Origin of the sequence: Citreicoccus inhibens, assembly GCF_019039035.1 — a bacterium.
GTDB lineage: Bacteria > Myxococcota > Myxococcia > Myxococcales > Myxococcaceae > Citreicoccus > Citreicoccus inhibens.
In genome coordinates, this window is the sequence record NZ_JAHNZT010000021.1 from 55,313 (window position 1) to 80,970 (window position 25,658).

Sequence of the window (25,658 nt, forward strand, 5' to 3'; positions counted from 1 at the left end):
GGTGTTTCAGCGGAGCGCCAGCGCCCCTTTGGGGCCATGCTGCCGTTCAGGGTGGGGCGGCGGCGGTTCCACGCCGCGCGAACGCGAGGGTGACACAGGCGAGCAGTCCCGCGGCGGCCACGGTGAAGGCCATGGGACGCGCGGTGCCTTCGTGACTCGCGCTCACCACGGTGGAGGCCCCGGCCGCCAGGGTGAACTGGAGCGCTCCGAGCACCGCGGAGGCCACGCCGGCCTGCTTCGCGTGATGCTCCAGCGCCATGGCCGTGGCATTGGGGACCACCGCGCCCAGGCTGGACACGAAGAGGAACAGCGAGACCGCGATGCCCCACACGCCGCCGACACCGGTGAGCGCGGCGGCCACGAGGAGCAGTCCCGCGCCCGCGGCGAAGCGAACGGCGAGTGACAACACGCGACTCGGTGACGCACGCGAGAGCAGCAAGTGATTGAGCTGCGAGGTCGCCACCAGCCCCGCGGCGTTGGTCCCGAAGAACCAGCCGAACTTCTCGGGAGGAATGCCGTGGAGCGTGATGAAGACAAACGGCGAGCCGCCGATGTATGCGAACATTCCCGCCTGCGCGAGCGCCACCGTGAGCGCATGACCGAGAAAGTCCGGCGCGCGCAGCAGCCCGAGCATGCGGGTGAAGGGCTGACTGGAGTCTCGCTGGGGTGGCGCGGTCTCCGGCAATGACAGGATGACCGCGAGCAAGGCCACGGCGCCCACGGTGGCGAGGCTCCAGAAGATGAACCGCCACCCGAAGGCATGCAGCACCCAGCCACCAAACAAGGGCGCGAGGATGGGGGCCACGCCCATGACGAGCACCAGCCGCGACATCATCCGAGCCGCCGCCGCGCCGGAGTGGAGATCCCTCACGATGGCGCGAGCCGTGACGATGCCCACCGACCCCCCGAGCGCCTGCGCGAAGCGCCACGCCGCGAGCACGTCGGCCGAGGGCGAGAGCGCGCAGCCCACCGACCCCAACACATAGAGGGCGAGCCCCAGATAGAGCGGACGCGTGCGCCCGAAGCGATCCGTGAGAGGTCCCGTCACGAGCTGCCCGAGCGCGAGGCCCGCGAAGAACGTCGCGAGGGTGCGCTCCACCGCGCCCGCGCTCGCGCCCAGGTCTTGAGCGATGGCCGGGAACGCGGGCAGGTACATGTCAATGGACAGCGGCGCGAAGGCCGTCAGCGCGCCCAGGAGGAGCACGAGCCCGGGGCCATGGGGCGGATGGCGTGTCTCGACGGCGGTGGTCATGTGGCTTTCCGTTTCAGGACGCGGGGCGCGCGGCGAACAGGGACGAGCAGGCGCACCAGCTCGCGCAGGATGGCTTCGTCATTGCCTGGGGCGTAGCGAGCGCCTCCCACGTGCGCGTTGAAGCAGCGAGCCTCGACCGTGCCGCAGAGCGCCTCGGCTACGCGTCTGGGATTATCCACGCGGGTGAGTCCGTCTCGTCGCGCGCGGGCGAGCCAGGACGTGAGGCGCCGACGCAGCGCGACGGGAGGCGGTGTCACGGCGTGCATCGCGCGCTCGACGCCGAGCGGGGAGCAGCGCAGCACGAAGAGGTTGGGGACGAGTCCCCGGAGGAAGTCGCGGTGGTGCATCAACGCGGCGACGAGCTGTTCCCCCAACTCGCCGGCCCGGGCCGGTTCACGCGCGAGCAGGGCCGCCGCCGAGGGCGGCTCGGGGCGGAGCGCCAGCAACATCAGCGCCTCCTTGGTGCCCACGCGGTGCAGCAGCGCCGCCTGTGAGATGCCGAGTCTTCGCGCGATGAGCTGCAACGGCGCGGACGGTCCCTTCTCCAGGAAGACCTCGCGGGCGGTAGCGCGAATCTGTTCGTCGAGGACGCGGCGGGGGCGGGGCATGGCCAGTTAGTTACTGGCCAGTAGGTAATGGTTTCCGCTGGGGCACGCAAGCCACGCGGAGGTGAACGGCTTGCTCAGTAGAACGCGAGTCCGAGCGTCAAGCTGGTGAGGAGTCCACCGTGTTGGAGCAGGTCGATGACGTCCTCGGTGAAGGCGTCGGGGCGACTGCCATCGCGCATCCGGTAGTTGTCCTCGCGGAGTCTCCAGGCCCAGCCCACTCGCGACGTGAGGAACAGCTTGGTGCCGAGCGCCGCCCGAAGGCCGCCACTCCCGATGGCTACGGGAGTCATCAGCAGCTCCGCGTAGTTCCGGTTCCCAGGATGCTCCTCGGAGTACGCCGCGGTGCCGAGGTTGAAGCTGCCGCCCGCCTCGAAGAATGGACTCGCGCCCACTTCACCAGGGGATACAGCCGAAGTGAGGGACTGAGTCGTGTGCCCCACGCTCTGGGTCGAGGCTTGCTGTGAGCCATCGAGGGCCTGCATGGACGTCGGATCCACGCGAAGGATGCGGAGCTGATTCTGCTCATCGAGCGTGCCGGTGACGCGCTTGCGCGCCTCCGAGATGGGCACGGACGTGGCGGGATGCGGAGGCTCCTTCGCGCCATTGCACGCGATGCAGACGAGCGCGAGCCACAGGGCCGTGTAGCGACGGCGAACACGCCGCGGGGGGCTGGGGACATGGCGCCACGCTGTCCGCGAGCGCCCCACGTGGACCCTCGCGCCCGAGGCGGGCCGAACGGTCATCCCGTCGGCGTGTTCACGCGTGATGACTCTTGGATGACTGGCGACGGGATTACGCCGCCGTCGTCGCGGGGCGAGCGGACAGCTTCTCCAGCCGCTCCATGAAGGCGCGGCCCTTGGCCGGATCCGTCATGTGGATGAAGGCGGCCATGCCCTGGAGCTGCTCCAGCGACTCGCCTTCCTTGCCCGGCTTGCCCTGCTCACGGTTGTGCAGGGCGGCGCGCAGGCGGCGCACCACGTCGCGCGGGACTCGCGCGGCGGGGACCTTCGGGCCGGCGTCATTCACCACCAGCCCCGTCACGCGCTGACGGCTGCCCTTGCGAGCCACGCGCGTCTTGTCCGGATGCAGGCGGAAGCCCTCGGCCTCCACCACTTCCTGCACGCGCGCGAGCAACACCGCCACTGGAGCGCCCTGCGCCCGCCGAGCCTTGGGTGCCTTGGCCTTCGTCCACGAGAAGGTCAGGTCATCCGCGTAGCGCGTGTAGACGAAGCCCAGCTTGCGAGAGAGCGCGGACAGCCGCTTGTCCAAGCGCAGGCACAGCGCGTTGGTGATGCCCGGAGAGGTGGGCGCGCCCTGAGGCAGCGCGCGCGGCCCCTGCGCCACGTAGAGCGTCTTGCCTCGGAAGCTCACGGCCTCGCGCGGGGCCTCGGTGGCGAGCAGCGCGAGCAGCGTGGCGATGTTCTCCGGCAGCCCGCCCTTGCGCAGCAGGCCCTTCACGCGCGGCCACGTCACGGACGGGAAGAAGTCCTTCACGTCCACCTTCACCACCACGTCCGCGCCTCGGTGCGCCAGCGCGTTGGTGAGGATGGAGCGGCCCGCCACGAAGCCGTGCGCGGCGCCGTGCACGGGCAGCCGCTCGACGATGTTGGAGAGCACCCAGCGCTGGGCGGCCTTCAGCTCCGTCTTGGGCGAGGTGATGGTGCGCGAGCCGCCGTCCCGCTTGGGAATGCGCCAGCTCGTGTAATGCGTGGCGGTGTCCACCTCGCGGTGGAAGGCGAACCAGCGCAGCTTGGAAACGCCGAGGCCCAGCGCCTTGGCCACGTCCTCCGCCGAGGTGAACTCAGGCAGGCCGTTGGACTTGGCCCGCTCCTCGCGGTGAGGGATGTCGAACGCGTCCGCGCCGCCCTCCTCGTTCCAGTGGATGCCCGCGCCCAGGTGGCCAATGTGCGTGGCCTTCCAGGCTTCGTAGGCCAGCCGCTTCAGCGCGCGGCGCTCGGTGGCCTCGGCCTTCTTCTTCTCCTTCCAGGCCGTCTTCTCCTTCTCCTTCAGGGAAGAGAAGTCGACCTCCTCGGCCAGCGCGCCTCGGGCGACGAGCTGCTGGTGCACCCACTCGTCCTGGCCGCCGGCCTCGGTGATGGCCTTCCATCGGGCGAGCACCGCGGCCCTGGCGGCCTGGCGCGTCTCACGCTGCACCAAGGCTTGCGCGGTGGGCGTGACGGGCGTCGGGGTGGCGATGGCCTGCGGTGGAGCGGCGGGGACGAAGGACTCAAGCTTCGCGGTCATTGCGACACCAGGGACGGGCGCGGCGGCGTGAGGTGGGGCGACGGACGTTGCGCGAGCAGTCGAGGGAGGCCGGGAAAGCACCACCATCTCACCTGGGGCACGGTAGCCTCACCGGCTCTTCCCTCCTAGGCACCATGGCCGCGGCGGGAAAACGGCGGTCGCGTCGTTGGCTCCGCTTCCCGCCGTGGCCATGGTGCCTAGGAGGGAGAGAGCCAAGAACAGGCTACCTTGCGGAGAGTGTCCTGCATTTCAACCAGAGCGGCGCAACGCCGCTCCTGCGCTCGAGGCGCTAAGGCTGATGCGCTCCGGACCTCTCTCGGCTGCTCGCGTTCGCTATTTCGTCCGTCGCACCCATCCTTCCAGCCGCCCCGTCGGCGGCCGGGCCGTTGTTGAGAGGTTTACACCAAGGCTGAGGCCGCGTCGATGTAGCCGTCGGCCATCAATTGCTCCAGGCGCGCGAAATACGCGGTGCGCGCCTCGGAATCCGAGTCGAACCACAGGCGCTGGTGCCGGGCCTCGCCCGAGCGCGGGCCCCACTCCAGGCCCACCAGCTTTCCATCCAACGACACGCGGTACACCTGCTCCAGTCCGCTGACCGGGTCGCGGCGCACGTACTGCCGCGTCTCGGCGCGGATGAGCTGGCGCCCCTCGGGCGTCTGGCGAAGCGCCTCTTCCTCTGCGCGGCGGCGGCCATAAGCCAGACGCAGCGCCAGGAGGTGCTCGCAGGGGCCCTCGCGCAGGCCGGAGCGGCGGAAGTGCGGACACCCGCAGCCCGCGTCGCGCAGCCGGCTCTCCAGGTCCAGCGTGAAGCTGGGGAAGAAGCTGCGCACGGCCTCGCGGTCCACGACCTCGCCGTGGATGCGGGTGCCTTCGCCCACCAGCTCGTGCACCTTGGTGAGCTTCACCTCGCCCGCGCCGGGGCCGCCGTCGCCGAGCAGGCGGTGGGCGCGCGCTTCCAGCTCATTGCCGAAGCGGATGGTGGCCTCGTCCACGGGCGTGGGCATCAGCTCGCGCGGCCGGTACTTGTTGCCGGCCACGTCGAAGAGGACGCGTCCGCGCAGGCACTCCAACTGGAGCGCGGCGCGCACGGCGTCTCGGGGTGAGCCCGCGGTGGCGGCCAGCGTGTCGAAGGGCAGGGGCCCTTCCGCGCGCAGGCGGTTGCGCAGCTTCTCCGCCAGCCCGTCCGGCACCGCGCGCGGCATGAGGACATCGAAGGCGGCGGCGCTGGACCAGCCGCTCTCCGTCCAGCCCGTCAGGCCGAGCGTCAGCGTGGCCATGCCCAGGTCGATGACCCAGAACACCGGCAGGCCCGGGCCCATGAGCTGCACCTTCACCGACTTCGCGTGCGGCAGCAGGCGGGCCAGGGCCATGAGGCGCTGACGGCCGAAGGTGCGCACCACGGCGGGGGCGGTGCCCGTGTACTTGCCGCCGTGGCACTCCAGCACCAGCTCCCACGGCTCCAGCACGAGGCGCGGGGGGGCGCCGGGCACCAGCTCGAAGCGCAGCGCGCGCGGGGCCTTCTTGGCCTTGCGGGTGCGCAGCGCGACCAGCAGGTTGTAGAGGTCGACGGGCGCCAGCTCGCAGGTGGTGGCCGGCAACGTGGCCGCGGACTGCACCTGGAGGAAGCCGCGCAGCCACGCGTGCGGGACGTCCACGTTGCGCGGGGCTCGGGCCTCGCCACGCGCGGGCAGCGCCACGTGGGCCTCCAGCGACACGGGGACATAGGCGCGCAGCCGGTCCACCTTGGTCAGCAGGTCGCCGGGGACGTCCAGGAAGGTGGAGCCGTGCGCGGCCTCGCGCCCCTCGAAGAGGGCGTTGTCGAAGGCGAGCCGGGCGTAGGCGCTCTCGTCGCGGGAGAACACCTCCAGGGACACCTGATCCGGATCCACCGTGAGCACGGGGTCCAGCACCGCGTCCTTCTTCTCCTCGCCGTCCAGCGCGCTGTCGAGGAAGGCCTTCTGCGCCTCCCAAATCTGGGCGGTGGCGCGCTTGCCCTGCTTCATGAGGTAGGCGAGGTACGCGGTCCGGTCCTTGCCCCGGTAGCGCAGGTCGCTGGCGAGGACGCCGAAGGCGGCGCTCAGCGCGTCGCGGAAGAGGGCGGCGTCACGGACGCGGCCACGCAGGCCCACCGTGCCGCGCGAGCCCTCCAGGGCCAGCAGCACGCGCGAGGCGTCCGAGGTGGCGTCCACATCGCTCGCGGTGGCGTAGCGGAGCGCGACGGGATGGCGAGGGGAGGCGGTGCTCACGACGGGGTTCCTTCCTTCCGGACGCGCTCATTGGCCCGGCGTGCACGTTTGTGGGCGCGCCACGCGGCCTTGCGCAGCTCCACCGATTGCGACTTGTCGAAGGCGGCGGTGTGCAGCAGTTCCGTTGCCGCGTCTCCACCCACGCGCCCCAGCGCGGCCCAGGCGTCCTGGCGGACCTCGGGCTTCGCGTTGGCCGCGAGCGGGCGCAGGGTTTCTGTCTGTCTGGCGCCGAGCAGCGCGGGCAGCGCGAGCCGGCGGGCCTCGTCCGTGGCCAGCGCCTCGGCGGCCACCTTCACGCCCGTGGGGCCGAAGGCCACCGGGTCGAAGGGCTTCACTTCCAGGGCCCACGCCGCGGCCTGCTCGGGCGCGAGCTTCGCCAGCGTGTCTGCCGCCGCCGCGCGCACTCGCGCGTCCGGGTCGGAGAGGGCGGCGCGCACGGACTCCAGCTCCTTCACGGCGCCCAGCCGACCCAGCGCGCGCGCGGCTTCCTGCCGCACGTTCGCCGGGGCCACGGACTCGCCCGAGCGCAGCAGCGCGCTGGCGGGGCCGACCAGCTCTCTCCCCCCCAGCCGAGCCGCCGCCCACAGCACGCGCTCCCACGCGGAGGCCACCGGGGCGCGCTTGGGCGCGGGCGTGGACGCCCACTCGGCGGCGGTGCGGCGCTCGGTGGTGAGCAGGGCCTGTGACAGCGCGGAGGTGTCCACGGAGCCCGCGGGACGCGCCTCGCCGGTCCAGGTGCCCACCAGCCACGCGGCCTCCTCGCGGGCCTGCGCCTTGTCGTGGCCCAGGAGCGCGGTCAGCTCAGGGATGGGCAGGGCACCACGGCGCGCGAGTCCGCGACGCAGCCGCAGCCGCAGGGCCGCGTTGTCCAGGGTGGCCAGACGGGGCACCAGCAGCGCGGGGTCTCCCTCGCCGGAGAGGTAGGCCGCGGCGGGCTCGGAGATGTCCGTGTACTTGCTGGCCACCGCGAGGAACTCCACGCGCGTGCGCTCCTGCGGGAAGAGCTTGTCCAGCGCCTTGCGGGCCGCCTCGCGCAGCTCGTCCTCGTCGTCGTCGAGCGCGGCGGCCAGGGCGGCCTCTGCGGCCAGGTCTCCCAGCTTCCCGAGCTGCTCGGCCACCGTGACGCGCACGTCCACGTCCGTGCCGTCGTCCGCCAGCAGGGCCTCCAGCTTCACGCGGGCGCGCTCGCCGCCGATGGCGCGCAGGCCGCACACGCCCGCGCGCTGCATCTCCTCGGTCTGGCCTTCCATCGCGGCGGCCTCGACCTTCTCCTCGACCCGACGGCGCTCCTCGCCCTCGGGCAGTCGGCCCGCGAGGCGTCCCAGGCCCTCGATGGCGGCGACCACCATGGACGGCTCGGCCGGGGCCTCCGGCGTGCCACCCGCGGCCACGAGCTCCAGCTCCGCGAGGGCGCGCGCATCCCCCAGCGTGCCCAGGGCGAGCAGCGCCCGCTCCCGGTCACCCGGCTCTCCGGCGCGCGCGTACAGCAGCAGGGGACGCAGCGCGCTGGCGCGGCCCTTGTGCGCCACGCCCTCGGCGGCGGGCAGCATCACCAACCGGTCGCCGGCGCGCAGGACCTCTTCCAGCGGCTCCACCGGCGAGCCCTGGTAGATGACCCGCTTCGAGTAGCGCGCCACGGCCTCCGCGCGCACGGCGGCGTCGCGGTCGTTGAACAAGCCCACCAGCAGCGCGTCCTGGCCCGCCTCCTTGCCGGTCTGCAACTCGACGGCGGCGGCCTTGCGCACCTCCGCGTCCGCGCTCTTCACCGCCACGCGCAGGAAGCGCACCGCCAGCTCGGGGTCGCGCTTCGTCGCCTCGCGGTCCTTCGTCTTCTCGCGGTCGGTGCCCGCGATCTTCATGGCGGCCGCCACGCAGGCGAGGCGCACGGCGGGGGCCTCGTCGTCCACGCTGCGGCGCGCGAGCAGGTCCAGCGCCTCGACCCGCTCGGTACGTCCCAGGGCCTTCACCAGATTCGTGCGCTCGTTGACGTCCGTGGAGACGGACAGGCGCGCGCCCAGGGCGGCCACGGCGGCCGGAGTCGCCAGGCGGGCCAGTCCCTCCACCGCGCGCTTCACCAGCGGCGCGGCCTCGGCGCGCAGGAAGGCGCCCAGCACCTCCACGGCGCGGTCGTCGCCGCGCCACGCGAGCAGCTCGGCGGCGCGCAGCCGGAGGTCCTCGTGCTCGCTGGCCATCGCGCGGCCGAGCGCCTCGGTGACGCGCGCGTCGTTGGCGCCCGCCAGCCGCTCGATGACGCCCACGCGCAGGTCGGCGTGCTCGCTGCTCAGCGCCGCGAGCAGCGGCTCCAGGCTTCCCGCCGGGCTGAGCTTCTCCAGCAGCTCGAAGGCGTACTTGCGCACGTCCGCCAGCGGCGAGTTGAGCGCGGCGGCCACGCGGGGCCGGGCCGGGTCTCCACGCTCGGCCAGCTCGTCCAGCGCGGCGCGGGCCACGTCCGGCGAGAGCGAGGCCAGGGCCAGCGCCAGCGGCTCATCACTGCCCGCGGGGAACAGTTCCTTGATGCCCGCGAGCGCGGCCTTGCGCACGAGCTGGTGCGGATCCTCCAGCGCGCGCAGCAGCGCGGCCACCGCGGCCTGCGTGCCCGCGTAGCCTTCCTGCGTGAGCTTCACCACGCGGTCCACCGCGTCGCGGCGCACGCGGTGTCCCTCGTCATCCCCCGCGACCACCTGCCGCAAGAGCCCCACGTACGCGCCGAACGCGAGCCGGCGCAGGTGCTGCCGCTCGGCGGCGACGGTGGCCTCGGCCGAGGGCTCCGCCGAACCGGGCTTCACCGCGGAGAAGAGTCGCCGCAGCCAGCTCTTGCCGCCGCCCGTCTGCACGGGGCCCGTGCCGGGCGCCGTCTCCGGCTTCCACGGGGCGTCCAACGTGCGGGGCCGCGCGACCTTCTGCGCCTCGCGGAAGTAGTCGAGCGGCTTGTTGCGCAGCAGCAGCACCTGGGCCGCCGCGTAGCGCTGCTCGGGTTGGTCGCTGGAGAGGGCCTCGGCGAGGCCCACCACGCGCTTGGCGCGGTCCTCTTCCGACGGCCAGTCCTTCATGTCGCCGGCCTTCTCCGGGCGCGGCGGCAACAGCACGTCCACCAGGTGCGCGCGATACGCGTCCGCTTCCGTGCGCAGCTCCAGGGCGCGGGCCGCGGCGTAGCGTACGTCGGGACGGCCGCCGGACAGCGCGCTGGTCAGCAGGTCGGGCGGCTCGCCCCGACGGGTGGCGCGCAGGTCGCGGGCGAGGACGATGGCGAACACCATCTCCTGCACCTCGCGCGCGGAGTCTTCCAGGCCGTGCAGGAGTCCGCCGTCGCCCTCGGAGCCCAGCGCCGCGAAGGAGAGGATGGCGCCCAGGCGGATGGGCAGGTGGTCATGGCGCAGGTTGCCGGTGAGCACCGGCAGCGCGCGCGCATCACCCAGGCGCGACAGGCCGTCCGCGCCCCACGAGCGCACCGCCACGTTGGCGTGGCCGAGCGCGTCCAGCAGGAACCCCTCGTCACCGCGACGGCTCGCGGTGGCGAGGCCTCGCGCGCCCTGCTCCTGGAGGTCGCCCAGCTCATGCGGGATGAGCGTGGTGGCGAAGAAGCCCAGGAGGCGCCGCGAGCCCAACGAGGCCAGCGCTCGCGCCGCGCGCACGCGCAGCGGGTGGAGGAGCCCAGGCGGATAGATGCGCTCCAGGTCCTTGTCGGTGATGAGCCCGCGCATCGGCTCGATGATGTCCTCGGCGCCGCGCGGGGCGAGCAGCTCCGCGGCCCGCACGCGCACCGGCAGCTCTCCCGCCACGAGCCCGGCCAGCAGCGGCCCGTTCTCGCTCGGAATCAGCTTGTCGAGCGACTCCAGCGCGGCGATGGCCACGTCCACGCGCTCGTCCTGCACCAGCTTCAGCAGCGGCGAGCGCAGGGGCTCGGCGGGGGCCTGCGCGGCGTTCTTCGCCGCCAGCGCTCGCAGCGCGGGGTGGGTGCTCGTCAGCGCGGCCAGGTGCGGCTCGGGCTTCTCCTTGCCCGCGAGCTTCACCCACGACTCGTAGGCGGCGGTGGCCACGGTGACGTCGCGATCCTCCACGGACTTGCGCAGCCGCTCCAGGGCCCAGCTCTCGGCGCCGCGCTCGGTGAGCACCTCCACGGCGCGCTGGCGCAGGTCCGGGAAGCGGCCCGTCAACGCGCGGTCCAGGGCCTTCTGCGGCTCCTTCTCGTTCCACGCCCACAGGGTGCGGAAGGCCTCGCTGCGCACCTTGCCAGACTCGTCCTCCAGCGCGTTGCCGAGCAGCGGCTCCGCGCCCTGGGCCTGCGCGCCCAGCTTCACCAGCCGGTCCAGGCCGCGCACGCGCACGTCCTCGTGGCCCGAGCGCAGCGCGGCCTCGGCGGCGGACAGCGGCGCCTCCACGTCGAGCGTCACCACCGCGTCCAGCGCCGCCGCGCGCACGTCCGCGTCGGTGTCGTCCAGCATCCACACCAGCCGCTCGCGGGCACGCGGATCCTGCAGCGCCTGAAGCGACGTGGCCGCCTGCCGACGGATGAACGCGTCCCCTTCGCGCGACAGCTGGAGCAGCGCACCCAGCGCGCGGGCATCGCCCACCTGCGCCAGACCGCGCGCGCCCCGCAACGCGGTGTCCGGCGTGCGGCAGGCCATGGCGGCCAGCAGCGGCTCCAGGTCCGGCTCCGCGAGCGTGCCCTGCGCCGAGGCGCCCGCGAGCAGCGCGTCGCGCGAGGCGGTGACCTCGGTCTCGGTGGTGAACTTCGCGTCCGCGTCTCCGGCGTTGCGCTTGGCGCGCAGGGCCAGCATCCGCGCCACGTCACGCACCGCGCGCGCGAAGTCCTCGTCACGCGACTCCAGCGCGGCGGCCAGCGGCCGGCGCTCCAGCGCGCGCACCGTGAAGGCCACGCGCCGCACATCCGCGTCCGAGTCATCCAGCGCGCGCGCCACCAGCGGTTGGAGCTGCGGGTGGCTCAGGAGCCCACCGCCCGCCGCGCGGATGAGCACCTCGACCTTGAGGGGCGAGGGGCCACGCTCGAAGGCGGTCTTCAGCGGCTCCAGGCTCTCCGCGGGCGAGACGGCGACGAGCGCGTCCAGCGCCGCCAGCCCCACCGAGGGCTCCGCGTCCGCGAGCCGGCCCGCGACGAGCCCCGGCACCAACGGGGACGTGCCGCCGAGCTTCGCCAGCCGGCGCAGGCCCAGGGTGCGGATCTCCGAGAAGCGCGAGTCCAGGGCCGCGCGCGGCGCGCCCAGCGCGGACTCCGTCTCCAGCTTCTCCAGGGCCTCCAGCGCGGCGAGGCGCACGGCGGGCTGATTGTCGTTGAGGCGCTCGCGCAGCTTGGGGCGAGCCCCGACGCGGCCTCGCGCGGCCAGCTCCAGCGCGGCCAGCTTGCGCACCTCGGGCTCGTTGTCCGAGGTCAGCAGCCCCAGGACGAACTCCAGCGCCTCGGGCTCCTCCAGCGCGGTGGCCTCGCGCACCGCGGCCTCGCGCTTGGAGCGGCCTCCCTTGGGGGCCTCGGCCAGCAGGTCGAAGCCGTGCGCGTACGTCACGGTCTCGTCGGTGGGCTTGCCATCCAGGCCCACCGTGTAGCGAGACACCTTGCGGTCATCGCCACCCGCGAAGACGTGCCCCTGCGCCAGCTTGGCCAGCCGCGGGTTGGCGGGCGGCGCGAAGGCGAGCGCCGTCACCGGCCTGGTGCTCACGTCGAAGGTGCGCGGCTTGCGGCGCTCATCCAGACGCCAGACCTTGAGCTTGCCGTCGGTGCCCGCGGACCACACCCGGTCCGAGGCCTCCTCGCCCGCCTCGGCGGCGGGCGTGGGCGGGAACAGCAGCGCGAGCACCGAGCCCGCGTGGCCGCTGTCCTTGTCGCCGCGGACCTCGAACTCCACCGCGCCCACCAGGTACCAGAGGCGCAGCTTGCCGTCGTCGCCGCCGGACACCAGGCGCCCGTCGCGCGGCGTGAACGCCAGCGCCCGCACGCCACCCTCATGGCCCGGCATGTCGCGCCGCGCGTCCGTGGAGAGGGTGAAGGCGCGCACCACGCCGTCATCACCGGCGCAGGCCACGTACGTGTTCGAGGGGTCCACCGCCACCGCGCGCAGCGGCTGCGACGAGGCCCGCCACTCCTTCAGCTTGCGGGTGGACTCCACCTCCCACACGCGCACGACGCCGTCGATGCCGGCCGTGGCGAGGTGCTTTCCGTCCGGGCTCGGGGCCACCGCGGTGCATCCGCCCGCGTGCACGCCGTGGAGCTGGAACTGCACCTTGCCGTCAGACAACGCCCCGAAGTACACGGTCCCGTCCGCGCCGCCCGCGAACCAGCGCTCGCCGAAGAGCGCCACCGCGAGCACCGCCGAGGGCAGCTCCGTGGTCCACACCACCTTGTTGGTGCCGGGCTCGTAGGCGATGAGCCGGCTGTCGGTGGACGCGCGGGCGCCGCCCACGAGCAGCAAGCGGGCGTTGGCCGCCAGTGCACGAACCTTCTCGATGTTGCCGATGGCGAGGTTGGCCATGGTGTCTTTCCGGAGCGACCGCGCCGGGTGCATCCGCGGTCGAGCGCGGCAGGAGCGTAGGCGAGCCCTACGGGGAGCGGAAGGTGGAAAGGACGCGCGGCGCGAGGGCTCGGGAAGATTCCCGGCTTCTCTCGTTGGACTGAGGACTCACATCCACCAACAACGGAAGGCTTTCGCCATGCAGAGCTCGAAGAAGACGCTGTTCCAGAAGTACGTCCTGGGTGCCGCGCTCGCCGTCTCGGCCATCCTGCCGGGCATCGGTCACGCCACCCCGACCAGCAATGGCTACACCTGGCAGGTCTGGGGCTTCGTGGACCAGTACCGCGTGTCGAACACCGGTGATGTTGTCGTGTGGTTCGAGAACAGCGCGGGCACGCGCATCACGAACTATCCGGACGCCAATGGCGTGAACCAGTGTGCCGGCAATGATGGACTGGTCATCTCGCAGTCGCATCCGTTGTTCGACCAGCTCTCGAAGACCATCCTCACGGGCGGGCTGGCGCGCCGCAATATGAAGATCGCCTACGAGGGCGTGAGCGGCACCTGCTACATCAAGATGATCCTGGTCGAGATGTGATGTCCCAGGTGACGCCATCATGATGACACGACAATTCAGACCGCCCTGGCGCGGGCTGGCGTCCCTGGCGTTGCTGGGAGCGCTCGCCGGGTGTGGCGGCGCGGACCCCGCCGAGCCCACTGCTCCCACGCTGTCCACGTCGCATGCGCCGAGCTGGGAGGACTTCCTCGCGCGCAGCACCAAGCACGTGGAGGGCCGGGACATCTACGTCGTCGAGTGGGACCGGCCGCTCGCCTCCATCGAGGCGCTGCGCGCGTACTACGACCAGCAGGTCGCGGGAGCGGACACCGGCACGGCGGGGCAGCCGCTGATGGTCAATCAGGTGAACGGCGCGGATGACCTGTGGCGAGACCCGACGGTGACGCACTTGAGCTACTGCGTGAGCACCGCGTTCGGCTCGCGGCAGGCGCGGGTGCGGCAGGAGATGCAGGCCGCGGCCTCGTCGTGGGCGCGACTGTCCAACGTCGCGTTCATCGATGACCCGACGCAGGATGGCTCCTGCACCGGCAGCAACACCAACGTGACGTTCGCGGTGGTGCCGTGGACCTCCGGCGGGGCCTGCTCCTTCTTCCCGAGCGGCGGCGCCTGCGTGGCTCGCACGCTGGTCATCAACTACGACGACTTCGACACCAGTCCGAACTGGAAGACGATCGCCCCGAACATGACCACCGAGGGCGTGCTGCGCCACGAGCTGGGGCACATCCTCGGCTTCCGGCACGAGCACACCAACCCCGCGTCGGGCACGTGCTTCGAGGACTCGAACTGGCGGTCGCTGACGCCGTATGACCCGTCCAGCGTGATGCATTACCAGTGGTGCAACGGCGTCCTGTCCGCGGACATGACGCTGACCAACCTGGATGAGCGCGGCTCGGTGTCGGTGTACGGCCTCGCCGTGCCGGCCATGAGCGCCGCCCTGCTCCTCTGAGCCGTGACACCGAAGGCCGCCCGTCTCGCGTGAGCACGCCGCGCGAGACGGGCGGTTCGCGTCCTCGGGGCAAGGCGCCTGGCTGGTGCGCCCCTCAGGGCTGCTCCCCGTGCGCGCGTCGCGTGGGCAGCATGTCCCCTCGGAGGATGGCGACGATGATTCAACTCCAGCGCGTCTATGGCGAGCAGGGCCCGGCGGCTCGGGTGGGGACTCGCTTCCTGGTGGACCGGCTGTGGCCGCGAGGGGTCAGGAAGACGGACCTCCGGCTGGACGGCTGGCCTCGCGACGTGGGCCCCAGCACGGAGCTGCGGCGGTGGTTCGCGCACGACGTGGAGCGCTGGGGCGAGTTCCGGCGCCGCTACACCCGAGAGCTGGACGCGCACCACGACGCGTGGGCGCCGTTGTTGGAGGCCGCGCGCCACGGCCGCGTCACCTTGCTGTATGGCGCGCGCGACACCGAGCACAACAACGCCGTGGTGCTGAAGGACTACCTGGAGGCGCGGCTGAAGCGCGCGGCGAAGACGAGGTCCCGGCGCACCGCGCACTGAGCCGCGTGGCTCAGCCCGCCGCGAGCGTGGGCGGGGGTTCGGCCGCGCTCACCAGGGACTTGCTCTGCCAGGCGCGGCTCCTCCAGCGGAACCAGAAGGTGATGCCGCGCGTCCACTCGTCCACGGCCACGGCGAGCCACACGCCCGCCAGTCCCAGGTTCAGCTTGAAGACGAAGACGTAGCCCAGCGAGAGGCTCAAGCAGACCATGGACGTGAAGCCCATGTAGACGGTGAAGGGCGCGTCTCCGGCGGCGCGCAGCGCGTTCACCAGGACGAGGTTGAACGAGCGCCCCGTCTCCAGCAATAGCCCCAGCACGATGACGCGTGAGGTGAGCTCGATGACGTCCGCGTGGGGCGTGAAGAGGCCCACCAGCGGCTTGCGGAAGAGGATGGCGAGCACGTCCACCGCCACGGTGATGGCCACGCTCCACTTCAGGCTCTCCAGCACGCGGCGGTACGCGTCCTCCGTGCGGCGCGCGCCCACCAGCCGCCCCACGATGATGGACGTGCCCACGCCCACCGCGATGCTGAAGAGGAACACGTACTGGGAAATGGACATCGCGTACTGGCGCGACGCCAGCGCGGTGGGCCCCAGGAACGTGACGTAGAAGAGGAACACCGTCTGGCACGAGTGGTACGTGAGCTGCTCCACCGCCGAGGGGATTCCAATCTTCAGTATCTTGAGGATGTATTCCTTGGAGAAGGCCACGTCGTCGCGCGCGACCATCTTCACGCCCATCACCCGGTACAGCATCCAGACGAAGACGAGCAGCGCGGTGGAGCGGCTCACCACCGTGGAGACCGCCGCGCCGGCCACGCCCAGCTTCGGCGCGCCGAGCAGCCCGAAGATGAGCAGCGCGTTGCCGAGGATGTGCACCGCGTTCATCCCCAGCGAGACGAACATGGACTCCTTCGTGAAACCGTAGGTGCGCAGCAGGCTCGCGAAGACGTTGATGAGCGCCTGGAGGAAGATGCAGCCGCCCGCGATGCTCAGGTACGTCCGGGCGTACTCCATCACCTGTCCCGTCAGGTTCATCCGCGCGAGCAAGGCATTGCCGAACAGCAGGAACGCGGCGCTGACCGTCACGCCGAGCAGCAGGTTCAAGGTGATGGCGAGCGCGGAGATGCGCGCGGCCTCGGCGTTGCGGCGAGCGCCCAGGTACTGCGCGACGACGACGGAGGCCCCGTTGCTCACCATCTCCATGATGAGGATGCAGAGCGAGAGGTATTGGTTGACGACGCCGACGGCGGACACCGCCTCGTCGGAGATGCCGCTGAGCATCAGCGTGTCCGCCGTGCCCATCAGCATGAAGAGGAGAATCTCGAGGAACAGGGGCCACGTGAGCTGAAACAGACGAAGCTCCCGTGGCTCGGGAGCAGCGCCGGGCACGGCGACCGCGGATTCCATGGCGCGGTGCGTACCGTCCCGCTCCTTTTTCAGCAACCGCATCGCAGGGCGAGGGGCGCGACCCGGGCCCGAGTGTCTCCCCGTCGCCTCTCCAGGCGGGCGGCCTGTTTGCCGTCCTCCGCGAGGGTGTTCATCGTGGCGACGAGGGCACCCCTGCCCCTCGGCGCGAAAGGCACGTCATGGCGCGGAGCGAGCGCGAGAAGATGCTGGCGGGCGAGCTGTACCTGGGCAACGACCCGGAGCTGACCGCCGCGAGGGTGCGAGCCCGGCGCCTCTTGCGCGCCTACAACGAGACGGACATGGAGGCGGCCGAGCTGCGGCGCTCCCTGCTGGAGCAGCTGCTCGGCACCGCGGGGCCCGGCGTCTATATCGAGCCGCCGTTCTTCTGCGACTACGGCACGTACCTGCACCTGGGCGCGCGCGTGTACATGAACTTCCAGTGCGTCGTCCTCGACTGCAACCACGTGGAGATTGGCGACGACGTCTTCTTCGGCCCGGGCGTGCATGTCTACGCGGCCACGCACCCGTTGGATCCAGACGTGCGCATCCTGGGCCCCGAGTCCACCCGGCCCGTGCGCATCGGCGCGAAGGTGTGGGTGGGCGGGGGCACCGTCATCGTCCCAGGCGTCACCGTGGGCGAGGGCACCACGGTGGGCGCGGGCAGCGTGGTGACCAAGGACCTGCCCCCTTACGTGCTCGCGGCGGGCAACCCCGCTCGCGTCCTCCGCGCGCTGCGCTGACGCGGAACGGCCGGCCTCAGACGCCTCCGAGCTGCGCGGCCGGGTGCGCGGCGCGCAGCTGCACCAGCGAGGCGAGGCAGCTCTGCCACTCGCCCTTCGCAATCGAGCCGGTGAACTCGCTCAGCACGGGCGCCACCACGCGCGCGAAGGCCTCGTCCTCCAGGCCCAGGTCGCGCACCAGCTCGATGACGCGGCGCTTGGCCACGCTCGCGGAGAGGCGGCGCTGCACCTCGCCCTCGCGGGCCTCCTTGGCGCGTCCCGGAGGCAGGCCGAAGAGCATCCGCCGCAGGAAGGTGCGCAGCGCCTCCACGTTGGCGAAGCGCTCCGAGCCCGTCCGGTCCGGCAGCGCGTTCTTCGGCCCCGAGGGCTTCCAACCCTCCGGCAGGTGCATGGGCCGGTGCTTCTCCCAGAGCAGCCGCACGGCGAAGAGGCCCACCTCGCGGTCCGCGCTCTGCATCAGCCACGCGAGCCGCTCGGCGCCGCCCAGGCGCGCGTAGTGCCGACGGATGATCTCCACCGCGACCTCGCGCGTGCTGCGCTTGGTGGACTCGGTGAGCGTGAACACCTTCACCGCGTCCAGCTCCTCGGGCTGGAGGGTGCAGCGCGCGTCCGCGCCCGCCTCGCCCGCGCGCAGGAGGGCGTCATAGGCGAGGTTGCGCACTTCCTTGGCGTCCGACTCGGCCAACTCGTACACGCGCGTGTGCCAGCCCCAGGCGCGCAGCTCCGCGCGGGTGATGGCCAGGGCGAAGCGCCGCACGTCGTCACGCGCGTCGAACAGCGCTGGCCACAGCTTCTCCGGTGTGTAGGCCTTGCGCGGCGCCTTGGGCTTGATGTCGTACGACTTCGCCTCGGGCTGCTCCGGGCCGATGATGGGGTGGTGGCAGCGCAGGTACGTCTGCGCGAAGGCGCGCGCCGGCACGGGCTGCTTGGCGCCCAGGGCCAGCTCGAAGAGGCGCTCCAGGCCCGCCGCCGCGTCGCCCGAGTCGCTGAAGTCCGCCGGCGCCACGTTCTCCAACAGGTAGCGGTGGGCGAAGTCATGCAGCGTGGGGTCCGCGCGCCGAGCCAGCGCCAGGAGCCAGGGCACCGTGAGCTGGCGCGGCGTGAAGAACTTGCGGTTGCCCAAGAGCGCCAGCGCGGTGGCGCGATGGCGGGCGCTGAAGACGAGCGCCTTCACCCGCTCCACGTCCAGCCCGGGCAGGCTGTCCGCGCGCGTGAGCCACTGCGCGGCCTGACGTCCCAGCCGTGGGTGGGCCACCTTGTCCAGCAGCCACTCGGGACCGATGTCCGCCGGCTTGTAGGTCGCGAGCGTCTTCATCGCCAGGTCCTCCACCTGGGCGGGCTGCGCGGAGCGCTTCGCGTCGGCGATGAGGTCCTTCCAGAACGCGGCCGGCATCTCTCCCGCGGCGTACTTGGAGGCCACGTAGCCCTTGGCCCACGCGAGCTGCTCGCTGGTGCCGTAGAGCAGGCTCTGGAGGAAGGGGTGCGTCAGCTCGGCGCGGTCGAAGGACTGCTCCAGCGCCTTGGCGGCGAAGCCCGCCGTGGGCTTGGTGATGAGCAGCCGCCCCAGCAGCTCCAGCCCCAGCTCGCGCGGGTTGTGCTTCTCCAGCGCGGCGGCGGCGTAGGCCTTCACGTCGTTGGCGCCCTTGGCCACCAGCTCCGCGAGCCGCTCGGGCGACAGGTCCTGCGCGTGCGCGCGGGCGTACTCGATGGCGTAGGCGCGGGCCTGCGCGCTGGGCGACAGCAGGAGCGCGAGCACCGCCTCATGCAGCCCGAGCGCGCGCAGCTTGCCCTGGTGGAACTCGGGCGAGCCCTGGAGGGTCTCCACGAGGAAGTCGTGCGCGCTGCCCAGCGGCCGGCGCGCGAGCCGGTCCAACCACGCGGGCGTCACCTTGCGGAGCGCCTCGGGGAAGTCCTTGCGCAGGCCCTGGATGGCGAAGCTCGCGGCGGGGTCCGCCTGACACGTGTCGAGCAGGCGCATCAGCGCGTCCGGCGAGCGCTTCCACGCGTCCGGGAACGCGCGCTGCTTCACCATGTCCTTGGGCGGCTCGATGGGGAAGGTGGAGGCCGCGTAGTTCTTGCTGCCGTGGGCCCAGACGTGGTTCGCCACCCAGCTGGAGCGCCAGCGCGTCTCGGGGGTGTAGTGGCGGAGGACCTCGACGGCGAACTGCGGGTACAGCTCCGGGACGCCCGCGCCCAAGAGGCGCAGGTAGCGCCACGCGCGACGCTGGAGGTAGGTGAGGGTGCCGCCGCTCACCTCGCGGCGCCGGCTGCCCGTGCCGCGCTCGGTGTCGAAGCGCCACGCGAGGATGCCGAACATCTCCGCGTCATGGCGGGCCTCCGCCAGCTTGTAGATGCGCTTGAGTCCGCCCCACAGGCCGAAGCGCAGGTCCGCGCGCCGGACGAGCTCGAACAGGGCGGCGCGCGAGGCGTCGGTGTTCTTCTCGTAGAGGGACACGAGCAGGTCCGCCAGGGCGAAGCGCGCCGGCAGGGGCACGTCCTTCTGGGCCAGGTAGCGCTGCCAGGCCTCGTGGGCGGCGGTGTGGCGGTCCTTCGCGTCGGCCCGGTCCTGGGCCTGGGAGAGCAGGCGGAGCAGCTTGTCGAAGTCGAGGGCGCCCTTGGGCAGGGGCTTGTCGGAGGTCGGCTCGGGCTGACCGAGGAACGCGAGCACCGCGTCCGCCAGATCCGGCGCCTCGGCTCGGGCCAGTCGTTCGAGGTCGGCCGCGCTCAGCACATCGCTCGTGGACATGGGTCGCGGATTTAACACAGGCGCGGCGGTGGGTGCGCGCCCGTCGGTTCCCAGGCGGGTTCAGGTCCCGTCCGCCCGGGCCCGCTGGGTGGCCCGAGGTAGCTCCACGGTGAAGGTGGCCCCCGCCCCAGGCTGGCTGTGGACGTGGATGCTGCCGCCGTGCGCCTCCACCACCTTGCGGCTCAGGTACAGGCCCAGCCCCAGGCCGCCATAGTGGGAGGCGGACACCCCGCGCCCGTAGCGCTCGAAGAGCCGGGGCTGGCGCTCCCGGTCGATGCCGATGCCATGGTCTCGCACCGTCAGCCGCGCGAGCCCCGGCTCGGCCTCGACGGTGACCTCGATGGGCCGGCCCGCGCCGAACTTGAGCGCGTTGGTGAGGAGGTTGGTGAGGACCTGCTCCAGCCGGGGGCCGTCCCACTGGCCCGGACAGGGGACCGTGTGCAGGACGAGCCGACTGCCCACGCGCGCGAACGCCTCCGCGAAGCGGCGGGTCACCTCCCGCGCCAGCTCCGCGAGGTCCACCGGCCCGGGCTCCACGGTGACCGGGCCGCCGCTGGCCTGCGACACATCGAGCAGCGTCTTCACCAGCTCCACCAGGTGGTTTGTCTGGGACAGCGCGCGGGAGAGCTTGCGGGCCTCCGGGTCCGGCAGGTGCACCCGTTCGTGCTCCACCGCGCGCTGGAGGCTCTGGAGCTGGAGTCGCAGCGACGTGAAGGGCGTGCGCAGCTCATGGGCCGCCATGGAGAGGAACTCGTCGCGCATGCGGACCGCCCGCTGGGTTTCTTGGTGGAGCCGCGCGTTGTCGATGGCGACCGCGGCCCGCCGCGCCACCTCTTGGATGAGCGTCTGGTCGGCGCGCGACCAGCGCCCCGGTGTCCCCGAGGCCAGGGTGAGCACGCCGATGTCCTGCCCGCGCGCCATCAACGGCACCACCATCACGCTGCGGGTGCCCAGCTCGCGCAGGAGTCTCGCCTGGGTGTCGTCCTCGGAGGTGCCGCGCAGGAACTCTTCCGAGAGGTCCGGGAGCAGGAGCGGCTCGTCGTGCCGCAGGTCGCTGGAGGACACGTGCATCGCGTCGCGGCGGGGCGGGTAGCGCCGTCGGAGCTCCTGCAGCAGCGGCTCCTTGGCGGGGTCCGCGTGCGCGCCCGCGAGCCGGCGGATGCCACCTCCCTCCATGACGAGGTCGATGACGCACCAGTCCGCCAGCGACCGCACGCTCAGCCGTCCCAGGCGCGCGAGCGTCTCATCGGCATCGAGCGACTCGGACAGCAGCGCGCCCGCCTCGGCGAGGAACGTCGAGCGGTGTCGCTCCGCCTCGGCGGCCTCGCGCGAGGTCCGCTCTCGCGCGAGCAGCTGCGCGTTCTCCAGGGAGATGGCAGCCTGGGACGCGAGCAGCTCCAGCGCGGCGAGGCGCTCGGGCGTGAAGGCCCCGGTCAGCAGGTTGTTCTCCAGGTAGAGCAGCCCCACCACGCGGGCCTGCCGGCGCACCGGCAACGCGAGCACCGCGCGAGGCCGACGCTGCGCGATGTACGGGTCCTGGGAGAACCGCTCGCTGAGCGATGCGTCGTCCAGCAGCACCCGCGCTCCGGTCAGGGCCGCGTATCGCAGGAGCGACGGCGGCACGAGCGTGGGCGTGGTCACCACCGGGAGCGACGGGTGCAGCGCGGTCTCCACGCGGTGGCCCTCCAGCGTGGCCTCCGCCTCGATGAGCAGGTCGTCCCCTTGCGCGAGGACGAGCACCCCCCGCTGCGCCCCGCCCTGCTCCAACACCACGCGCAGCAGCGTGCGGATGAGCTCGTCCCGCTCGATGACGCCCGAGATGATCTGCGACGCCTTCACCACCGCGAGCAGGTCGAGCTGCTCGTTGGACACGGCGACGGTGGCGCTGGAGGGCGGGGCGCGGACCTCCGCGAGACTCGGGTGCCGTTGGTCGAGTCGCCGCACCTTCCCCTCGGCGCCCCAGCGGACAAAGGCGGCTCGTGCGTCGCGCAAGGACTCGGCCGCGAGGGCATCGGCGCCGCGTGCTCGGTGGAAGGCGGCGGCGCGCTCATGGGCCAGGGCCTCGTGGTGCAGGAGGCCGCTGGTGCGCGCGGCGAGCGCGGCCTGGGGGTACAGGCGCTCGGCCTCGGCCTCGCGGCCCTCGACGCGCGCGACCTCGGCGGACAGCAGCAGGTAGGGCGCGCGGTAGTTCCGCGGGCTGTGCTCGGCCCAGTGTTCGAGCCGGTCGAGCAGGGACTGGAGCGAGGGGAGTGTCTGGAGGCGGGTGGCGTCCGCGGCGCGCGCCACGGGCGAGGTGAGCGTGAGCCCGAGCGCGAAGGCGTGGGTGGCCTCGATGGGCAGGCCCATCAGCGCGCGGGTCCATGGCGCCGCGCGCAGGGCCGCCTCCAGCGCTTCCTCGGGCTCATCTTGGATGAGCGCGGTGAGCTCTTGGATGACGTGGAAGAACGCGAGCGCGGTGTGAGCGCTCACCCGGGTGAGTTCTTCGAGGCACGCCTCGGCGTCGAAGGAGGCGTCATCGAGCCGCGTGGGGCCGCGCGTCCGTCCGCGCAGCGCGGCCACGAATTGTTGCTGCGCGCGGATGGACTGGTACATGGGCTCGTTGTGGCTGTCTCGCGCGAACGCGGCATACGGACGCGACGCCTCCAACACCGCGTCGAGCGGTTCGCCCAGCTCCCAGTGCAGCCACACGGTGAGGGCGGACAGGTAGCCCGCGAAGACGAGGTCACCTACTTCCAGGCAGGCGCGGAACGCCTCCTCGACGATGGGCAGCGTGGTGGAGAAGGGCCGGCCCCACGAGTGGATGAAGTTGCCGTGCAGGTGCAGGAGCATTCCGCGGCGGCGCACGTCGTGGAATCGCGCGTTGAGCCGCAGCGACATCTCCGAGTACGCGAACGCTGAGGGGATGTCCTGGAACACCGACACCCGCATCGAACCGTAGGCGCTGTACGCGAAGCAGGATGCCTCGGTGTTCCCCTCGCGCAGCGAGACGTGCAGGGCCTCCAGGGCCAGCACGGGGAACAGCTCGGGCCGGCTGATGGAGGCGCAGGGGATGGCCTCCGCCAGCAAGTCGAGGATGGCTCGGACGCGCGGGTCGGTGACCACGGGCGCCTCTTCGAGCTCCGCGATGGGACGACCGCGCAATGCCTCGGGCACGGCCCGCGCCTTGGCCTGGGTCGCGGCGCGCAGCTCGGGGACCGTCTCGGGGAACGTCACCCCCAGCCGCGCCAGGGCCTCCAGCGCGGCGTCCACTCCGTCGCTGTATCGCCCGGACACCTGATACAGGCGCATGCGCAGGATGGCGATGCGCGCGTGCTCCACGTCCGAGCGTGTGGAGTCGACCAGCTGGTGGAACAGCGCGTCCGCGCACGCGAAGTCTCCGGCCAGGTACTCGCACTCGGAGCGTTCGAGGTAGAGCGCGAAGGTCTCCGCGGGATGCGTGGCCCAGGCGTCCTCGGGGAGCAGCTCCGTCGCCAGTCGCAGGTGGTCGCGCGCGGAGGCATACGCGACGGCGGCCTTCGCCCGCGCAGCCACGAGCATGTCGAGTCGCCGCAGGTCCTCGCGCTCCTCTGGGGCGGTGATGAGGTGCCGGCCGAGGTTGAGCTGATGCGCGGCGGCGAAGCGCTCCTCGGTGGGGGACTCAGGCGTGAGGCGGGCGCGCAGCATGCGGCCGAGCCGCAGGTGCAAGGCGGCGCGTGCTTCGTCGGGGACGCGTGACGCGGCCGCCTCGCGCACGCGGTCGTGGACGAACGCGTAGCGCTCCTCCTCGGGGCGGAGGAGCCCCGCGCGAACCGCCTCTTCGAGCGCGGCGCGGGTCTGGGTCTCGTCACGGTCGAGGAACCGCGCGAGCAAGTCGAGTCCCGCGCGCGGTCCCAGGTTCGCGAGCGGGCCGAGCGCTTCCTGGGTCTCCCGAGGAAGTCGCCGCAGCTTTTCCGCCATGAACTCGGCGACGTTGTCAGTGAAGCCCTTGGCGCGAATGCGCTCCAGGTCCCATCGCCAGGCCAGGCGCTGCCCGTCGAACTCGAGCAGGTGCTCCGCGTAGAGCGCGGCGAGGAACTGGAGCGTGAAGAAGGGGTTGCCCGCCGTCTTCTCGTGCACCAGCGCCGCGAGCGGCGCCACGTCCGCGCGCGAGCCGCGCAGCGTGTCGGCCAGCAGCGCGGTCACATCCTCTTCCGAGAGCGGACCGAGCTCCAGGTTCGTGATGCGCGCGCCCCCTCTCCGCGCCTCGTCGCGCATCCACGCGAGCGGGTGTCGAGGCGTCACCTCGTTGTCCCGGTACGTGCCCACGATGAAGAGGGGATGCGCGTGCGGAGCGGTGAGCAGGTCCTGGAGCAGCGCGAGGCTGGCGGAGTCCGCCCACTGGAGGTCATCCAGCAGCAACACGAGCGGCTGTCCGTCCTGGGTGAGCACGCCGATGAACCGGCGCAGCACGGCGCGGAACCGGTTGCGCGCCTCGGCGGGCGGCACCTCGGGGACAGGGGGTTGCGGCCCGATGAGCAGCTCCACTTGAGGAATCACGTCGATGACGAGCTGCCCGTTGATGCCCAGGGCTTCGCGCAGGCGCTCACCCCACGCGGCGATGCGCTCCTCGCCCTGCGCGAGCAGCTCCAGCACGCGCTCGCGGAAGGCCTGCACGAACGTGGCGTAGGGGAGGTCACGTTGGTACTGCTCGAACTTGCCGGAGACGAAGGCGCCGCGTGACCGAGCCTCGGGCGCGAGCAGCTCTCGCACCAGCGTGGACTTGCCGATGCCGGAGTAGCCGGACACGAGGAGCAGCTCGGGCGTCCCGGTGTCGATGACGTGCTGAAGATGGCGGTGCAGGGTGGCTGCGTCCGCGTCGCGGCCATAGAGCCTGCGCGGCGGCTGGAGCCGGCCGGACACCTGGCGCGCGTCGAGGGCGAAGGGCTCGATGCGCCCGTGCGCGCGCCACTGCTCCAGGCACCGCGCCAGGTCATCCTCCAGCCCGCGCGCGCTCTGGTAGCGGTCCTCCGGCATCTTCGCCAGGAGCTTGAGGAGGAGTTCCCCCACGGGCCGAGGCAGGTCCGGTACGCGCTCGAAGGGTGAGCGTGGCGGGCGCGCCACGTGACAGTGGATCCACTCCAGCGCGTCCCCCGCTTCAAAGGGGAGCCGGCCGGTGAGGAGCTGATAGAGCGTGACCCCGAGCGCGTACAGGTCGGCGCGGAGGTCCGGGGCCCGATGCGTGCGCCCCGTCTGCTCCGGCGCGAGGTACGGCAGGGAGCCCTCCACCCGCCTGGGTCCGGGCGCGGGCGTGGGGTGGCGCGGCAGCCGCGACGCGAGCCCCAATCCCGTCAGCTTCACCTCGGAGGTGGTCGGGTGGACGAGGAGGTGGAGGGGCTTGAGGTCCTTGTGGAGCACGTCCCGCGCGTGGAGCGCCGCCACCACCGCGGCGATGCGCACCGCCAGCTCCAGGAAGCGCTCCAGCGGCATGGGGCCGCCCATCAGCCGCTCCAGGGGCTGCCCGCCCGAGTCCTCCAGGACCAGCGCCGGCATGCCACGCCAGGTGTCCCAGGCCAGCGGACGTACGAGCGCTGGAAGGCCCAGCGCCCCGGCCAGGGCTTGTTCGTGACGCAGCTGCTCCACGTCCTCGGGCTGGCCCCGCTGAGGGTCCAGCACCTTCAGCAGCACCGAGCGCCCGTCCGTGAGCCGGGTCGCGCGGTACCAGCGGAGCCTTCCGCCTTCATGCAGGGTCTCGGTGATGGCGTACGCCTGACTCATGGGGCGGGTCCCCGTGCGCGGCGCTGCGCCGGACCGCACCCGCTGAATCTGTGCCCGGCCCCCCTCGGGCGCCCGGCCGGGACCGGAGGCCCCCTTCTCCTGGGGCCTGGGAGGGCCGGGCGAAAAAATAAAGATGTCCAAAATCAAGG

The 25,658-nt window shown here is 72.3% G+C and carries 13 protein-coding genes; 4 read left to right on the plus strand and 9 right to left on the minus strand.

Annotation, left to right across the window (positions count from 1 at the left end; genetic code table 11):
* Positions 1-46: 46 nt before the first annotated feature.
* The 6 genes from KRR26_RS22920 to KRR26_RS22945 form a co-directional block, all read right to left on the minus strand.
* Positions 47-1,252 carry a multidrug effflux MFS transporter gene (locus tag KRR26_RS22920; protein ID WP_217080820.1) on the minus strand — a complete coding sequence of 402 codons (1,206 nt, stop codon included), beginning with the start codon at positions 1,250-1,252 and terminating at the stop codon, positions 47-49.
* Positions 1,249-1,860, minus strand: coding sequence for a TetR/AcrR family transcriptional regulator (locus tag KRR26_RS22925; RefSeq protein WP_217080821.1), 612 nt, complete (start codon positions 1,858-1,860; stop codon positions 1,249-1,251). The genes KRR26_RS22920 and KRR26_RS22925 overlap by 4 nt, the downstream gene beginning before the upstream one ends.
* Positions 1,861-1,934: 74 nt before the next feature.
* Positions 1,935-2,603: a hypothetical protein gene (locus KRR26_RS22930; RefSeq protein ID WP_147422976.1), complete on the minus strand. Its 669-nt coding sequence runs from the start codon at positions 2,601-2,603 to the stop codon at positions 1,935-1,937.
* Positions 2,604-2,652: 49 nt separating this feature from the next.
* The gene (locus KRR26_RS22935) at positions 2,653-4,104 is read right to left on the minus strand and encodes a reverse transcriptase family protein (protein WP_120206685.1); all 1,452 of its coding nucleotides are present in this window, start codon (positions 4,102-4,104) and stop codon (positions 2,653-2,655) included.
* 398 nt (positions 4,105-4,502) lie between these two features.
* On the minus strand, positions 4,503-6,350 hold the full coding sequence (locus KRR26_RS22940; protein ID WP_217080822.1) for an SWIM zinc finger family protein: 1,848 nt from the start codon (positions 6,348-6,350) through the stop codon (positions 4,503-4,505).
* Positions 6,347-12,832: a HEAT repeat domain-containing protein gene (locus tag KRR26_RS22945; protein WP_217080823.1), complete on the minus strand. Its 6,486-nt coding sequence runs from the start codon at positions 12,830-12,832 to the stop codon at positions 6,347-6,349. Before KRR26_RS22945 ends, KRR26_RS22940 begins: the two co-directional genes overlap by 4 nt.
* 178 nt (positions 12,833-13,010) lie before the next feature.
* On the opposite strand from KRR26_RS22945, the gene KRR26_RS22950 reads away from it, so the two are divergent.
* The 3 genes from KRR26_RS22950 (at position 13,011) to KRR26_RS22960 (ending at position 14,882) form a co-directional block, all read left to right on the plus strand.
* Positions 13,011-13,409 (plus strand): hypothetical protein, encoded by a 399-nt coding sequence (locus tag KRR26_RS22950; protein ID WP_120206688.1) that lies wholly within the window; start codon positions 13,011-13,013, stop codon positions 13,407-13,409.
* A 19-nt stretch (positions 13,410-13,428) separates the two neighbouring features.
* Positions 13,429-14,334, plus strand: coding sequence for a M57 family metalloprotease (locus tag KRR26_RS22955; protein WP_120206689.1), 906 nt, complete (start codon positions 13,429-13,431; stop codon positions 14,332-14,334).
* A 155-nt stretch (positions 14,335-14,489) separates the two neighbouring features.
* Complete coding sequence (locus KRR26_RS22960) at positions 14,490-14,882, plus strand: DUF488 domain-containing protein (protein ID WP_217080824.1); 393 nt, start codon at positions 14,490-14,492, stop codon at positions 14,880-14,882.
* Between the two features lie 10 nt (positions 14,883-14,892).
* Here the strand turns inward: KRR26_RS22960 and KRR26_RS22965 are convergent, their stop codons facing one another.
* On the minus strand, positions 14,893-16,290 hold the full coding sequence (locus KRR26_RS22965) for an MATE family efflux transporter (protein WP_217080825.1): 1,398 nt from the start codon (positions 16,288-16,290) through the stop codon (positions 14,893-14,895).
* A 179-nt stretch (positions 16,291-16,469) separates the two neighbouring features.
* Here KRR26_RS22965 and KRR26_RS22970 point away from each other — a divergent pair, with 179 nt between their 5' ends.
* Positions 16,470-17,030: a sugar O-acetyltransferase gene (locus tag KRR26_RS22970; protein ID WP_217080826.1), complete on the plus strand. Its 561-nt coding sequence runs from the start codon at positions 16,470-16,472 to the stop codon at positions 17,028-17,030.
* 16 nt (positions 17,031-17,046) lie between these two features.
* Here the strand turns inward: KRR26_RS22970 and KRR26_RS22975 are convergent, their stop codons facing one another.
* Together KRR26_RS22975 and KRR26_RS22980 are read right to left on the minus strand one after the other, a co-directional pair.
* Positions 17,047-19,776, minus strand: coding sequence for a hypothetical protein (locus tag KRR26_RS22975; protein WP_217080827.1), 2,730 nt, complete (start codon positions 19,774-19,776; stop codon positions 17,047-17,049).
* 60 nt (positions 19,777-19,836) lie between these two features.
* A complete protein-coding gene (locus tag KRR26_RS22980; protein WP_217080828.1) occupies positions 19,837-25,509 on the minus strand; it encodes an AAA family ATPase in 5,673 nt (1,890 codons plus the stop codon).
* Between the last annotated feature and the right edge of the window lie 149 nt (positions 25,510-25,658).